The organism is Novosphingobium sp. BL-S-19 (assembly GCF_055521675.1).
The window spans coordinates 287,541-301,485 of sequence record NZ_CM145497.1; the positions used below are offsets into that span (position 1 = coordinate 287,541).

Annotated in this window: 12 protein-coding genes; 4 read left to right on the forward strand and 8 right to left on the reverse strand. The window is 64.6% G+C overall.

What is annotated here, in order from left to right:
- Positions 1-325 precede the first annotated feature (325 nt).
- The 3 genes from ACZ1JV_RS01300 to ACZ1JV_RS01310 all read left to right on the forward strand — a co-directional run bounded on the left by ACZ1JV_RS01300 (position 326) and on the right by ACZ1JV_RS01310 (position 4,667).
- Entirely contained in the window at positions 326-1,192 is an 867-nt protein-coding gene (locus tag ACZ1JV_RS01300; protein WP_465149276.1) for a TauD/TfdA dioxygenase family protein, read from the forward strand.
- 4 nt (positions 1,193-1,196) lie between these two features.
- A complete protein-coding gene (epsC, locus tag ACZ1JV_RS01305; RefSeq protein WP_465149277.1) occupies positions 1,197-2,177 on the forward strand; it encodes a serine O-acetyltransferase EpsC in 981 nt (326 codons plus the stop codon).
- A 108-nt stretch (positions 2,178-2,285) separates the two neighbouring features.
- Positions 2,286-4,667, forward strand: a complete 2,382-nt coding sequence (locus ACZ1JV_RS01310; RefSeq protein WP_465149278.1) for an arylsulfatase — start codon at positions 2,286-2,288, stop codon at positions 4,665-4,667.
- Positions 4,668-5,021: 354 nt separating this feature from the next.
- Here the strand turns inward: ACZ1JV_RS01310 and ACZ1JV_RS01315 are convergent, their stop codons facing one another.
- The 5 genes from ACZ1JV_RS01315 to ACZ1JV_RS01335 form a co-directional block, all read right to left on the reverse strand.
- A complete protein-coding gene (locus ACZ1JV_RS01315; protein WP_465149279.1) occupies positions 5,022-6,173 on the reverse strand; it encodes a sulfotransferase family protein in 1,152 nt (383 codons plus the stop codon).
- A 160-nt stretch (positions 6,174-6,333) separates the two neighbouring features.
- Positions 6,334-7,158, reverse strand: a complete 825-nt coding sequence (locus tag ACZ1JV_RS01320; protein ID WP_465149280.1) for an SDR family oxidoreductase — start codon at positions 7,156-7,158, stop codon at positions 6,334-6,336.
- On the reverse strand, positions 7,155-7,517 hold the full coding sequence (locus tag ACZ1JV_RS01325; RefSeq protein ID WP_465149281.1) for a hypothetical protein: 363 nt from the start codon (positions 7,515-7,517) through the stop codon (positions 7,155-7,157). The genes ACZ1JV_RS01320 and ACZ1JV_RS01325 overlap by 4 nt, the downstream gene beginning before the upstream one ends.
- On the reverse strand, positions 7,514-8,722 hold the full coding sequence (locus ACZ1JV_RS01330; RefSeq protein WP_465149282.1) for an aromatic ring-hydroxylating oxygenase subunit alpha: 1,209 nt from the start codon (positions 8,720-8,722) through the stop codon (positions 7,514-7,516). The genes ACZ1JV_RS01325 and ACZ1JV_RS01330 overlap by 4 nt, the downstream gene beginning before the upstream one ends.
- Before the next feature lie 77 nt (positions 8,723-8,799).
- Positions 8,800-9,546 carry a TetR/AcrR family transcriptional regulator gene (locus ACZ1JV_RS01335; RefSeq protein ID WP_465149283.1) on the reverse strand — a complete coding sequence of 249 codons (747 nt, stop codon included), beginning with the start codon at positions 9,544-9,546 and terminating at the stop codon, positions 8,800-8,802.
- A gap of 31 nt (positions 9,547-9,577) precedes the next feature.
- On the opposite strand from ACZ1JV_RS01335, the gene ACZ1JV_RS01340 reads away from it, so the two are divergent.
- Positions 9,578-10,156 (forward strand): lipid-binding SYLF domain-containing protein, encoded by a 579-nt coding sequence (locus ACZ1JV_RS01340; RefSeq protein ID WP_465149284.1) that lies wholly within the window; start codon positions 9,578-9,580, stop codon positions 10,154-10,156.
- A 1,345-nt stretch (positions 10,157-11,501) separates the two neighbouring features.
- Here ACZ1JV_RS01340 and ACZ1JV_RS01345 read toward each other — a convergent pair.
- The 3 genes from ACZ1JV_RS01345 to ACZ1JV_RS01355 all read right to left on the reverse strand — a co-directional run bounded on the left by ACZ1JV_RS01345 (position 11,502) and on the right by ACZ1JV_RS01355 (position 13,936).
- The gene (locus ACZ1JV_RS01345; protein WP_465149285.1) at positions 11,502-11,768 is read right to left on the reverse strand and encodes a metal-sensing transcriptional repressor; all 267 of its coding nucleotides are present in this window, start codon (positions 11,766-11,768) and stop codon (positions 11,502-11,504) included.
- 27 nt (positions 11,769-11,795) lie between these two features.
- Positions 11,796-12,689: a nickel/cobalt efflux transporter gene (locus tag ACZ1JV_RS01350; protein WP_465149286.1), complete on the reverse strand. Its 894-nt coding sequence runs from the start codon at positions 12,687-12,689 to the stop codon at positions 11,796-11,798.
- 155 nt (positions 12,690-12,844) lie between these two features.
- Positions 12,845-13,936 carry a Gfo/Idh/MocA family protein gene (locus tag ACZ1JV_RS01355; RefSeq protein ID WP_465149287.1) on the reverse strand — a complete coding sequence of 364 codons (1,092 nt, stop codon included), beginning with the start codon at positions 13,934-13,936 and terminating at the stop codon, positions 12,845-12,847.
- Positions 13,937-13,945 lie beyond the last annotated feature (9 nt).

The window sequence follows — 13,945 nt, forward strand, 5'->3', positions numbered from 1 at the left end:
TCGGGCCCCTGTCGGCAAAGTCGGCAAAGCCGGCTTCACGGGCCCAAAGAATTGGTTTTGGCATCCTGCGCCATCGGCGCTTCGGTCCGCTTGACGGCCATATCTCAATTAAATAAGTTGAGAATGTGGCCGAGAGGAATCCGGCGAGCACAAACATCGGTCCGCGGCATTGAGCCAGGAAGCAATTGCTCCGCGCTGCAAATGGCCGAAACGAGCGGCGCCAAGGCGACAACGCCAGGCATCATGTTCTTCCAATTCGAAGTGATGCGATGATGTTTCCCGCAGCGGGCGGCATTCAGGCGTAATCCGTAACAGAGGTCCCGGGATGGCACTCGAAATCCGCAAGCATGGCCGCGTCGGCGCCGAAGTCCTTGGCATCGACCTTTCGCACACCCTGTCGGACGAGGACTTCGCCCGGGTTCGCGAAGCCTTTGCCGAACATGGCGTGGTGTTCTTCCGCGACCAGTCGATCACCGAAGACCAGCACATCGCCTTTGCGCGGCGCTGGGGGCCGATCAACATCAACCGGTTCTTCGCCGCCCACCCCGGCTATCCGGAAATCGCGCTGGTGGTGAAGGAGCCCGACCAGCAGCACAATATCGGCGGCGGCTGGCATACCGACCATTCCTATGACTTCGAACCGGCGCTGGGTTCGATCCTTGCCGCGCGCGAATTGCCGCCGGAGGGCGGCGCCACGGCCTTCGCATCGATGTATGCCGCCTATGACGGCCTGCCGGAAAAGCTGCGCGAACGCATCGAAGGCCGCCGCGCCGTGCATTCCGCGCGCCACGTCTTCGGCAGCAAGGCGGCGGTCTACGAAGCCGTGCAGGATACCCGCAGCGACGGCCGCATCGGCAATTCCGCCGCTGCAGACGTGCTGGACGATCCGGTCCACCCGGTGGTGATCGTCCATCCGCTCAGCGGCAAGCGCGCGGTCTATGTAAACCCCAGCTTCACGCTGCGCATCCTTGGCCTGGCCGAAGAGGAATCCGCCGATCTGCTGGCCGAAGTGTACGAACACGCCAAAAAGCCGGAATTCCAGGAAGACTTCCACTGGCGCGACGGTTCGATCGCCTTCTGGGACAATCGCGCCACCTGGCACTACGCCTACAACGACTATCACGGCCACCGGCGCGAAATGCACCGCATCACCATCGAAGGCGTTGCGCTGGAAGATCAAGTGTCGGGATAGTGCCATGACGATGGAACACGAAACGCAGGCGCCGGTGGTCGAAGACGATTTCTGGCACGTCGGCCAGATCGTCGCAGAACTCGCCGAAATCCGGCAGCACTGGCGCACCACCAACAGCCAGCATGCCGAGCACGGCGTGGAGGGTTTCCCCTCCCGCGTGCGGCTGGCGAAAGTGGCGGACGAACTGTGCGGCGCGCTGTTCCCGCTCCGCCTCGGCCCCGACTTCGTGCGCCGCCATAACGAGGACACCTTCGTCACCCAGTCGCTTCAGATCGCGCTGAGCCGCCTGCAGGCCCAGTTGCGGCTGGAATTCGCCTATTCGGGCGAAGCGCAGCGGCAGGCGGGAGAGCAACGCGCGGACGAGATCGTGCTGGCCTTCTCCCGCCAGCTGCCCGCGATCCGGCGGCTGCTCGACCTTGATCTGGAGGCCGCCTACGAAGGCGATCCCTCGGCCCGCAGCCTGGACGAGGTGCTGATCTGCTATCCGGGGCTGCTGGCGATCATCCATTACCGGCTGGCCCATGCCCTGCACGGCCTTGGCGCGCCGCTGGTCGCCCGCATCCTGACCGAGATCGCCCATGGCACGACCGGGATAGACATCCACCCCGCCGCGCAGATCGGCCGGGGCTTCTTCATCGATCACGGTACCGGCGTGGTCATCGGCGAGACCACCGTGGTGGGCGACAATGTGCGCATCTATCAGGGCGTCACTCTCGGCGCCAAGGCCTACGCGCCGGACGGGTCGGTCGCCGCCGCCAAGGCAAGCCCGCGCCATCCCATCGTGGAGGACGATGTGGTGATCTACGCCGGGGCAACGATCCTGGGCCGCGTCACCATCGGCAAAGGCTCCGAAATCGGCGGCAACGTCTGGCTGACGCACGGCGTACCGCCTTACAGCATGGTCTATCAGGCGCGCGAAAACCTCGTTTCCGGCAAGCCGCCTGCGCCGGCACACTCAATCACAGGGGGTGATCCGCTAAACTAACAGCGGCCCCCCACCCAACCGACGCCCCCCACAACACGCCCACCTCTGGCCGGCGCGCTTCGTCGCGCGTGTCGGTTCGATTCAACGCGACCACAACAGGGATGTCCGATGCGTATATTGACCAGGGCGGCACTCTTGCTCGCCGCCAGTGCCCTATCGTCCGCCGCCTTCGCGCAGGATACCGCGCCCGCCAGTGGTGGTGTGATCGGCGGCGTTATCGGGGGCCCGCAGAGCTTCACCGGCAAGATCGGCCTGACCCGCGCCGAGTCCCAGCCCGCATTCCCCGCCCAGCCGCAAGCGCCGAAGGGCGCGCCCAACGTGCTGCTGGTGCTGCTGGACGATGCCGGCTTTGCCGCGACATCGACCTTCGGCGGCGTGCCGCGCACCCCCGCGCTGGACAAGCTGGCGGCGCAAGGCCTGCGCTATAACCGCTTCAACACCACCGCGATCTGCTCCCCCACGCGCGCCGCGCTGCTGACCGGGCGCAACCATCACGAAGTGGGCTTCGGCAACCTTGCCGATGTCGCCGCAGGCTTCCCCGCCTATAACTCGATCTGGAATCCGGACACCGCCTCGATCGCGCGGATCCTTCAGGGCAACGGCTATTCCACCGCCGCTTTCGGCAAATGGCACAATACGCCCAAGTGGGAGATTTCCGCCGCAGGGCCGTTCAACCACTGGCCTACCGGGCTAGGTTTCGATCACTTCTACGGCTTCATGTCGGGTGAGGACAACCAGTGGGAACCGCACCTGTTCAACGATACCACCGCGATCCCCGCGCCTGCCGCGCCGGAGCAGGGCTATCACCTGACCACCGATCTGGTGAACAAGGCGGTCGGCTGGGTGGACGATCATGAGGCGGCGGCTCCGCAGAAGCCATATTTCCTCTATTTCGCCACCGGCGCGGTGCACACCCCGCACCATGTCCCGCAGGAATGGATAGACCGCAACAAGGGCCGCTTCGACGCGGGCTGGGACAAGTACCGGGAGGAGACCTTCGCCCGCCAGAAGAAGCTGGGCATCATCCCCGCCGACGCCAAGCTGACCCCGCGCCCCGAAGGCATTCCCGCATGGTCCAGCCTGAGCGCAGACCAGAAGAAGGTCTATGCGCGCCAGATGGAGGTCTACTCCGCCTTCATGGAGCAGACCGACTACGAAGTGGGGCGCCTGATCGATACGCTGCGCGCGCGGCCCGGCGGCGACAACCTGATGGTGATCTACGTCGTGGGCGACAATGGCGGCAGCGCTGAAGGCGGGCTGGACGGCAGCCTCGGCAACGAGTCCACCGCGACCGGCAACATCCCCAGGGGCATCGATCCGCAGCTGGCGCAACTGGCCAAGTTCGGCGGGCCGGATCTGGCCAACCACTACTCCGCCGGCTGGGCCTGGGCCACGACCACGCCGTTCCAGTGGATGAAGCAGGTCGCCTCCCACTTTGGCGGCACGCGCAACCCGCTGGTGATCTCGTGGCCGGGCCACACCAATGATCCGGGCCAGATCCGCAGCCAGTTCGGCCATGTGAACGACATCGCGCCGACCATCCTGGACGCCGCGCATATCGCCCTGCCCGGTGAAGTCGACGGCGTGAAGCAGATCCCGTTCGAAGGCCACAGCCTGCTGGCGACCTTCACCAATGCCAAGGCCCCGGAATCGCATCCCGAACAGTATTTCGAGATCTTCGGCAACCGGGCGATCTACAAGGACGGCTGGGTGGCGGCGGCCAAGCGCAATTACCAGCCGTGGAACCTGCTGCACGACCTGCCCAAGATCTATAACGACGATACCGCGAGCGACCGCTGGGAACTCTACGACGTTGCCCATGACTTCAGCGAAGCGACCGACCTTGCGACCAAAAACCCGGAAAAGCTAGCCGAACTGAAGGCGGAATTCGTGAAGGAAGGTCAGCGCAACGGCGTCTTCCCGCTGGTACCCCTGCCCGTCGGCGCGCCCGCTCTGCTCGATCCGAAGCGCAAGAGCTTCGTGTTCCGACCGGACATTTCGGGCCTGCCGCTCAATGCCCTGCCCGATCTGGGCAACAAAGCGCATAGCCTGACCGTGCAGATCGACGGCGATGCCGGCGCCGCTTCGGGCGTGCTGGTGGCAGAGGGCGGGCGGCTTGGCGGCTTCGTGCTCTACGTGAAGGACGGGCACCTCGTCTTCGAGAACAACGCCTATGGCCAGCGGCGCGATACCGTGGTTTCCACCGGCACTCTGCCGCAAGGGGCGGTAACGGTCGGCTACGACTATGCGCCCACGCCGAAACCAGGCGCGCCAGGCCTGCTCCCCGCGCCGGGTGCGGGTACGATCCGGCTGCTGGTGAACGGTCAGCCGGCGGGTGAGGGGCAAATCACGGACTTCCCGACCTCCGCCGCCGCCTTCAACGAGACGTTCGACATCGGGCAGGACCGCAATTCGCAAGTCGGCAAGGACGCCGATGCCCGCAAGCCGTTCACGGCGAAGCTGGGCGAAACGCGCATCGAACTGAAGTAAGCGAGGCCCCGCGCGGTTGAAAGGCCAGCCGCGCGGGGCTCAGTTTTCAGTCGAGCGGCTTTTGAGCCCCCTCTCGCCATTCCCAAACCACGTCGCCCTCGCGAAGGCGGGGGCCCCGCTTTTCTTGCGCCGCAGCGCTGTGGATCGAAGAACAAGCGGGATCCCCGCCTTCGCGGGGATGACGAGTGGGTTGTGTGGCTTCCTCAACCCTAGTCCGTGAGGCGCGGCCCGCGCTCCCGTCGCAAGCCGCCCCCCACCTTTCTTCCCCACCCCACTCTCGTCATTGCGAGCCCGCGAAGCGGGAGAAGCAATCCAGGGCCGCGTAAACCGTCGCTGGATTGGCGTCCGCCCTCGTCAGGCCGCGCTCATCGCCACGTCGAAATCGGCGCAGTAGCCGGCGAAGCGTTCGCGGATTTCGCCGGCGGTCAGACCATAATCGGCCAGATCGTAGCTGTGCTTGCCGAAACGGTCCTTCGGCTTGGCGTCCAGATAGTGCTGCATGTTCGCGGCGGCGACGTCGCTCAGTTCCTCGCCGAAATGCGCGTAGAGCCGGCGCATCGCGCCCAGCGGATCGCGAAGTTGCTCTGTGTAAAGCACATCGTGGATCGCGTCGCGACCATGGCGCTGGCGGAAATCATCCTGCCGGGCGATCATCACCTCGAACGTCTCCACCATGTCGCGGCCGATGGCCGCGCGGTCGACATCGTTGCTGAACATGCGGCGCACGTTCCAGACAAGGCTGCAGGCGGAGCCCACCACTTCCACCGGATCGCGGTGCGTCATCACCAGCCGGGCATCGGGATAGACCTCGGTCAGCGCGTCCAGATAGAGCGGATGCCACGGGTTCTTCAGCGTCCAGCGGCCCGGCGCCTGCGACTGGAGCAGTTGCAGCAGGCGCTTCTGGTAGCGGAACGCCGGCAGGTAATCGGCCTTATCCAGGAACCAGCGGTGATAGCTGGGAATGGCGTACTGGGAATCGAAAACTTGCGATACGAAGCTGGGCGCCATCGAGAATTGGCACTCGCACGGGCTGTCGCCATCCTCGTGATGGATCGCGGAAATGTGCGGCATCACCTTCAGCGAATGGTCGATCTGCGCCTGCGCCGCCTCGTATCGCGGGCCGGCGTGGAACTCCTCGGGCGTGGGCGGCGGGGTCGAGGCGAAAGCCTCCCACCGCAGGAAGCAGCGGCGCGCCGGGTCTTCGTTGAGCAGGTTGATCGTCAGCGTCGTGCCGGTGCGCGGCAGGCCGAAGACGAAAGTGGGCTTCTCCACCGGTGCGTCGAGGATCTCCGGATGACGTGCCAGCCAGTCCTCCACCCGCATGCGGTTGGCAAGGTATTCGGTGGCATTGCGGGCAAACACCGCATGGCCCATCTCGGTCAGGTTCGCCTCAACCTCGATCGCCTCGGTCAGAATCCGCAGCGGCTCGCGGATTTCCGCGTCGTCCCAAGTGGTGTTTCCCGACCGCTCACGCGCGCCGGAAACGATCGTTTCAGCCAGTGTCATCGATGCTCTCCCATTCAGGCGCCGGCCGTCGCCGGTTGGCATCGACCATGCGCCCGTTCTTGCCCGCAAGTCTGTTGCCCGCCGCCGCCGCCCGCAACCGCCCCAAGCATCCCAATCCAGACGCGATTTGGAGATCGGGCCATTTTTCGGCGCCGGATCGCTATTGCCGCGTGGCGGTGACGCCGGTGCGATAGTCAGGCTGCGCGGGGTCACCGAAGGCGGCGATGATCTTCTCGTGCCGCGCGCGCAGCGCATCGCGATATTCGGGGTGGGTGACGATGTAGGGCTCGTCGTTCTCCACCGCGCGCACGACGGCGCGGCCCAGCCATAGCGGGTCCATCATGTTCGCCTCGATCGCGGCGGCGCGTGCCGGGTCGCCGGCGCTGATCCGCGAGAGATCGCCTTCCGACATGCGGCTGCGCGTCAGCCCCGGAAACAGCGTGGAGACGCCGACACCGGCAGGCGCCAGTTCGTCGCGCAGCGAATCCGACAGGCCCAGCACCGCGAACTTGCTGGCCGAATAGGCCGCAAAGCTGGCGAAGGGGCTGAGGCCGTTCATCGACGAGGTATTGACGATATGCCCGCTGCCCGCCGCCACCATCTGCGGCGCGAACGTGAGCACGCCATTGTAGACCCCGGTCACATTGATCGCCATCACCCGCTCGAACTCCTCGGGCGCGATGGTCAGCAGCGGCTTGAAGCCGGTGGAAATGCCCGCGTTGTTGCACAACACGTCCACCGTGCCGAAACGCGCCTCTGCCTCCACCCGCGCGGCCCGCCAGCTTTCCAGCGAGCGGACGTCGAGCGGCAGGGTGAGCACCTGCACGTCGGCGGGAAGCCGCGCGGCTTCCTCCTGCGCGAAGCCCTGATCGATGTCCGCCAGCACGATCCGCGCGCCGCGTTCCGCAAAGGCGCGGGCCATGCCGCCGCCGATGCCGCCACCGCCGCCGGTGATGAAAACGGTCTTGTCCTGAAGGGTCTTCATGCGGCGTCTCCTGTTGGTTCGGAAATATCGGTTGCGGACCGGGTGATCCGCAGGCGGTCGCGCCAAGGGGCGCTTCTGGTCTCGTCCGGCCCTTGAATCTCCACCGCCAGCGCGACGTGGGCGAGCGAGAGCATCAGGTCCATCAACCGGCGCTCATCCGGCGCAAGCTCCGCCAGCGGCTTGCCATCCAGCAGGGCGAGCGCGGCATCGAGCAAGGGCGAAGCCGCCGCGAAAAACGCCTGCCGATCCTCCGGCGAAGACTCGGAACGCCGCGCCGCGCGCTCTGCCGTGGTGGCCAGCGCCCAAACCGCGACAAATGGCTCCAGCGCCTCGAAGCCGGAGGGAAGCTGCCCGCTCATATCGCTTCTCCCACTTCGCGCGCATAGTCCCGCACGCGGACGTCCACTTCGTTGAACAAGTGGCGGCACAGCGCCTCCATCTGCTGGAAATGGATGTGACGCAGCGCCCCGCTCTCCAGCCCGCGCTGGCCGCGTTCGATCATGTCGATATCCTCGGCATGGATGTCGCGGATCTGGCCCAGCGAATATTCGCGCGCGAACGTCTCGCTGGCGTCGGCATCCTCGCCCGACCAGTAGACCCGCACCACCCCGCGCGAACGACCGGCGGCGATCGGGTAGACGGTGTGAGAGAACGGCTGCGTAGGCGTGCCGATCACGAAAAGGTTGGGAAAGAACGCCAGATAGTCGCGGCCAGGCGGCAGATCCAGCAGCCCCCGCCGCATCAGCGCGGGAATGCCCTTCATCGCCGCCTGCCGCTGGAACGGCTTCAGCGCAGGCGCGGGGTTGGACCAGATGCGCTGGGTGCGGTGCGGGCCGCAAAAGCCCACGCTGGCGGGATAGCCATACTGGTTGTCGGCGCCGATCGCCGCCTCGCCCGATCGCGGGTGAATGAAGCGCAGATGGTAGTTTTCCTGGAAATTGTCGTAAGTCAGCTTCCAGTTCGCGTCGATCTCGTATGTGTATTCGCTGAACGTGGTGGCACGGGCGACGGGCATCCCCTCCAGCCGCTGCGCATAGTCGCCCAGCCATTCGCGCAAGGGCGCGGCGTCAGGATCGAAGTTCACGAACAGCATGCCGCCGCATTCGGCAATCGCCACCTGCGGCAGCGTGCAATCGGCCTTGGGCACGTGGAACGCCTCGAAATCCGGGGCGGACAGCAAGGCTCCGTCGGTGCCGTAAGTCCACATGTGATAGGGGCAGCTGAACTTCGTGCGCCGCCCCGCCGCTTCGGAAACCAGCTGGGTGCCGCGATGGGTGCAGACATTGTGGAAGGCGCGGATCGCCCCGTCCCGTCCGCGCACGATCAGCAGCGAGGCCTTGGCGAATTCCAGTTCGCGCCGCACGAAACTGCCGGGTTCGGGCAATTCGCAGACATGGCCGACATGGATCCAGCTGCGCAGGAACACCGCCTTGCGCTCCAGCTCGAAATAGTGGGGATCGTAATAGGGCGCGGCGGGAACGGGCTGCGTCCCCAGCCAGGCCACATCGTCAGCCGGGATGGGCTGATAGGCCAGTGCTGCCTCCGGCGCTGCTGCCACGGTCATGGGCAAGTCCTCTCGGTTCTCGTTTTTTATCCTTCTACCCCGAGAGCGAGATGATTCTCAACACTGTTGCCTAAACTTTATCCCTGCAGTAGTCCGTCGCGGCGCAGCATCCACTGGTGCTCCTTGCGGAAGCGTTCGATCACCGCCTCATCGTCCAGTTCGGGCCGCACGCTTCCGCGGAAAACGCGGGGGCCGATGATCGCCGCCACCAGCATCATCGTGCAGTGGACTTCGACGTCCACGCCCTCTTCGCCGACCCGATCACCGAAAGTCATCGCCGTGGCGGAGACGAATTCGTCCCACTTCGGATAGTGATCGCGAATGTCGCCGGGCGAGATGAAATTCTCGATCCACAGCTTGATCAGGTCGGGGTTCTCCAGCACGAACCGGCCGATGAAATCGATCCGCTCCGGCTGCGGGCGCGCGGCGGTGAAGCCCGTCACCAGCTGAGCGGACGACCAGGCGCTGACGGCTTCCAGCAGCGCCTCGCGATCAGCGAAGTGGTAGTAGACGGTCGCCCGGTTCAGCCCCACGGCCCGCGCCAGCGCGGTGATCGACAGCGCCTCCACCCCTTTTTCCGAAATCAGCCGGACGGCCGCCTCGATCATCGTCTGGTGGGTGGTCTCGAAGCTCTTGTTGCGACGGGTGCGGCCGGGTGCGCCTGATGCGCCGGTTGCGGAAGGCTGGGACATGCCCGCTGCATGCACCAGCTTCACGCCACGGGGAAGGGTCGAACGCGCGGCGGTTTCATCCGGGATACTTCCCGAAATCTCGGTGTTTACCCCGATGGCACCCCGCGCATTGCGGCGTACCGTAGATGACATGTCATTCCCCTTTGCTTGGAAAGGTCGTGCAATGAAGATCGATCATCAGCCCATTACCCGCCGCCTGGCAGTAGGCGGCATTGCCGCCGCCCTGCTGACGCTCGCCATGCCCACGCAAGTCTACGCCGCATCGTCGAAGGCGGATATCGAGGCGAAGTCCCGCGCCGCGCTGAAGACTCTGCTTGCCGCCAATCCCAAGGCCGCCGCCGTCGCCAAGCAGGCCAAGGGCGTGATGGTCTTCCCCAACATCATCAAGGGCGGGCTGGTGATCGCCGGTTCCTCGGGTGACGGCGCGCTGCTGGTCAGCGGCAAGCCGACGCGGTTCTTCAACACCTCCAGTGCATCGATCGGGCTGCAGGCGGGCGCGCAGGGCTATGGCTATGCGCTGTTCTTCATGACCGACGCGAAGATGGCCGAAACCACCAGCGGCACGACCTGGGATGCCGGCTCCGACGGCAGCGTGGTGCTGGTGGACAAGGGCGCGGAAGCTTCGCTGGACACGGCCAACCTGCACAAGGCCGTCTACGCCTTCGTCTTCGACCAGAAGGGTTTGATGGCCGGGATCAGCCTGAAGGGCAGCCGGATCAAGGAAATCCATCCCAAGCAGTGAACAGGCGGCGTGGACACATTCGACGTCGTTCGGGCTGAGAGGGGTGGTGACTGCCGTCACCCCACCCGCTCCGCTCATGTTGAGCTTGTCGAAGGATGGGGAGCCGAAGCGCCCAGCCTAGGGGCTTCGACAAGCTCAGCCTGAGCGGGTTGGAAGCATGCCTTTGGGTGGGAAGTTGCCAGTCCAACGTTTCTCCCATGTCTCGTCGCCCCCGCGAAGGCGGGGGCCCCGCTACTTGGTGCCACGACTTCACGCCTGAAGGAACAAGCGGGGTCCCCGCCTGCGCGGGGACGACGGCTTTGGGTGATGAATTGCCGTCCGAAGGCGAAGCGTCAGCGCCAGATTCGCCTTGCGATCCATCCGCCCAAGATCGAAAGCGTGAGGGCTACGATACCAAGAAGCAACCACATTAAGTTGAATGGTAGATACGCTGCTTCTCGCGCGTCCTCTGGCTTATCTGGCATGTAAAATAGCTTAGCAGTGCCACCTACCTCGTAGACGCCATTCCCTTGGATAGATGTGAGGTGAAAGCGGTTGCCGCGTACCGAATATGACAACACGCCCCTGTCATTCCTATCCCCGAGTACCCCCGTATGGCTGTCGAATACACCGACTGTCTCAACACCATCACGTCGGAAGCGATAGTCATCAGGCAGGCCAGAAAGCGCTGCTGTGAGAGCGCCCGTGCCCCAGACCGCCATAAACAAACGGGAGAAGATGAGCCTGAAACTGCGTCGCGGCTTGAGCGGAGCCGTAATGGCTCTCCCAACCCCAACTTGTGCTTGACGGCCCAGACTATCTAAAAAGCGACGCTCATCGTGTAGTTTCAACTCAATCGGTGCCAGAGCGGCGGATTCGAATGAAACTCGCAACATGCGGCTCCATAATCGCCGCACGGGTTCAACACTGGCAATGGAGGCAGTGGAGACCCGAATGTCCAGTCCGAAGAGTTCAGGCAGGAACAAGAGTGTGAACGGAAAGCGTGGCGTTACAACAAGCTGCCCGTCCGATACGTATACCAGTAGGCAATTGCGAGCGCCGCCAACGCGAGTAAGGTAATTCCGGAGTGACCGACCGGAGCACCAATCCTCCAGAAAATCCGCATTCGTCGGCCTCTGTGGAATGATGTACCGGCCATTGGCGCGTCGGAACCAAACAGACGCTGCGACCCAGCCACCGATCCAGACAAATGGAAACAGAATTTCTGACAAGTTCAACAGCCCCCCGAATTCCACAGACAAAACAATACGATTGCTTCCCGTACCCGCCAAGAGTGTTCCCAACTTGGGATATGCCGATGTCCGACAAGGGGCGCTTGCTGACTGTCCGAATTTGTCCGCCCGCCCTACAGATACCGGGCGATCTCCGATAGCCGGACCAGCGTTTCGCGCGTCTCCGGCGTCAGTTCGCCCACGGCCTCTTCAAGGTGATGCTCGATATGGTGGGCCACCAGCGCGCCGCGCGCCTTGGTCAGCGCGGCGATCACGGCCTGCAATTGCTGGGCGATCTCCAGCGCGCTGCGGTTTTCCTCGACCATGGAGGCGATCTTGGCGAGGTGCCCGTTGGCGCGCTTCAACCGATTGACCATGGCCTTGTCGCTGGCGTGACTCATCGATCGCCCTTCTATTCGCGTGCTACCTCACGGCAGGTGCTGCCATGCCGACAGCGCCACATAGAGCCCGACGCCCAGGATAACGAGGCCTGAAATGTAAGGCGCCTTGCGAATGGCCTCACCAAAGCCGGTCCAGCGCTTTTCGACATGGCGCAGGCTGAGCGCGGCCAGCACGCCGGAGGCGACCATGGTGAGGGCAAGCCCCACGGAGAACGCCACCACCAGCGTCGCCCCCAGCGCCAATCGCTTGAGCTGAAGGCACAGCATCAGCACGGTGATCGCGCCGGGGCACGGGATCAGCCCGCCGGTCAGGCCGAACAGCACGATCTGCCCGGTCGTCACCCGCGCATTGGCGAAGCGGCGGCGGATATCCTCGGCATGGGCCGCCTCGTGCGCATCGACATAGCCGCCGGTGGCCAGTTCCAGCTCGTGGATTTCCGCTTCGGTGGGCTCGTGGTGGTGATGGTGGTGGCCGTGATCGCCGTGATGGTGGTGGTGATGCCCATGGTCATGTCCATGATGGTGATCGTGCGCGTGCCCCGCATGATAGCGTTCGGCCGCGATCTGCTCCCGCCGCGCGCGCCACAGCATCCAGATCGCCATGCCGACGATGATCACGCCGGAAGCAAGCTGGAACCACGGTTCGGTATCCTCGGCGCGCGGGCCGCCGAACAGCCACATCCCCCCAAGCGCCACCGCCCAGACGACCATCGTGTGCGAAAGCGTGGCGGCAAGGCCCAGCAGCACCGCCTGCCGCACGGTGCCTTTCACCGCGATGATGAAGGCCGCCATCATCGTCTTGGAATGGCCGGGCTCAAGCCCGTGAAGTGCGCCGAGCAGAATGGCGCTGGGGATGAACAGCCAGGCGCCCGAACCGATGGGGTCGCCCACTTGCGTGATGAGTTGGGGGAGATCGAACATGCCGCTCCATTATCCCCCCTGGGGGGATATGAGAAGCGCAAATTCGCGGCAACATTCGATGTCGCCGAAGCAGACGCAAAAACGCGCCGGGAAATGAACCTTCCCGGCGCGTTTCAGACTGATCTCTGTGCCGTTTTGCCCGACCTGAAGGCGTTTCAGCCGCCGAGCAGTTCCGCCATCTCGACCACGCGCTTCTCACGCGCGCTGAGTTCGGCAGCGGCACCGATGGCAACGGCCATCAACCCGTCTCGCGCGGTAACCTGCACTTCGCCCTCACCGCGCACGGCGCGGGCAAAGGCTTCGTGCTGGTAGAACGTCGCGCCGTGGTGCGAACCGGCATCCATCGCCGCCTCGTCCACGGCGACATGCCAACGCTCGACCGCCTTCGGACCGGGCCATGGCACGCGTGGAGACCAGACCAGATCGCCCGGCGGGATCAGCACGTCCAGACGGCCCTTGTCGCCGGTCGCGCTCATTTCCTCCTGATGCTCGGCGCCCTCGGCGAACATGCAAAGGTCCAGCAGCGCGCGGGTGCCGTCCGCGAAATCGACGGTGGTGAAGCTGTTGTCGATGATGTCGGGCTGGCGGCCGTCATAGCGCTCATCGATGTGATTCACGTCCATCGCGCCCGAGCAGTAGACGCGCACCGGCTCGGACCGGGTGATCAGCCGCATCAGGTCGAAGAAGTGGCAGCACTTCTCCACCATGGTGCCGCCGGTATTGGCGGAGAAGCGGTTCCAGTCGCGAACCTTGACGAGGAACGGAAAGCGATGCTCACGAATGGAGAGCATGTGCAGGCGGCCGACTTTGCCGCCGTGGATCTCGTCGATGAAGGCCTTGGCGGGCGGCATGAAGCGATACTCCATGCCGGTCCAGAACGGCGCCTTGCGGGCTTCGGTGCGCTCCACCACCCAGCGCGCGTCTTCCATCGTGGTGCAGAGCGGCTTTTCGCAAAGGATCGCCACATCGCTGTCCAGCAACGGCTCCAGCACCGCGCGGTGCGTGAAGTTGGGCGAGACGACGACGACGGCGTCGAGCCCGGCATTGGCGATCATGCTGGCGCTGTCGGCATATTCAGCCACGCCTTCCGCTGCCGCCCCCAGCGCGTCCTTGGCCCAGCTGAGCGAAGTCGGCTCAGGATCCGCTATGGCTACAACTTCAGCGCCCTCAAGGATTTTGATGTTGTGGATGTGCTCCACACCCATCATGCCGGTACCGACGATCCCGTACCGCAAAGCGTCTATCATTTCGGCAAT

What these genes read in the sequence shown, in the direction of transcription:
- ACZ1JV_RS01300 (WP_465149276.1), top strand. Translation starts at nt 326, where the DNA reads ATGGCACTCGAAATCCGCAAGCATGGCCGCGTCGGCGCCGAAGTCCTT.
- epsC (WP_465149277.1), top strand. Translation starts at nt 1,197, where the DNA reads ATGACGATGGAACACGAAACGCAGGCGCCGGTGGTCGAAGACGATTTC.
- ACZ1JV_RS01310 (WP_465149278.1), top strand. Translation starts at nt 2,286, where the DNA reads ATGCGTATATTGACCAGGGCGGCACTCTTGCTCGCCGCCAGTGCCCTA.
- ACZ1JV_RS01315 (WP_465149279.1), bottom strand. Translation starts at nt 6,173, where the DNA reads ATGACACTGGCTGAAACGATCGTTTCCGGCGCGCGTGAGCGGTCGGGA.
- ACZ1JV_RS01320 (WP_465149280.1), bottom strand. Translation starts at nt 7,158, where the DNA reads ATGAAGACCCTTCAGGACAAGACCGTTTTCATCACCGGCGGCGGTGGC.
- ACZ1JV_RS01325 (WP_465149281.1), bottom strand. Translation starts at nt 7,517, where the DNA reads ATGAGCGGGCAGCTTCCCTCCGGCTTCGAGGCGCTGGAGCCATTTGTC.
- ACZ1JV_RS01330 (WP_465149282.1), bottom strand. Translation starts at nt 8,722, where the DNA reads ATGACCGTGGCAGCAGCGCCGGAGGCAGCACTGGCCTATCAGCCCATC.
- ACZ1JV_RS01335 (WP_465149283.1), bottom strand. Translation starts at nt 9,546, where the DNA reads ATGTCATCTACGGTACGCCGCAATGCGCGGGGTGCCATCGGGGTAAAC.
- ACZ1JV_RS01340 (WP_465149284.1), top strand. Translation starts at nt 9,578, where the DNA reads ATGAAGATCGATCATCAGCCCATTACCCGCCGCCTGGCAGTAGGCGGC.
- ACZ1JV_RS01345 (WP_465149285.1), bottom strand. Translation starts at nt 11,768, where the DNA reads ATGAGTCACGCCAGCGACAAGGCCATGGTCAATCGGTTGAAGCGCGCC.
- ACZ1JV_RS01350 (WP_465149286.1), bottom strand. Translation starts at nt 12,689, where the DNA reads ATGTTCGATCTCCCCCAACTCATCACGCAAGTGGGCGACCCCATCGGT.
- ACZ1JV_RS01355 (WP_465149287.1), bottom strand. Translation starts at nt 13,936, where the DNA reads ATGATAGACGCTTTGCGGTACGGGATCGTCGGTACCGGCATGATGGGT.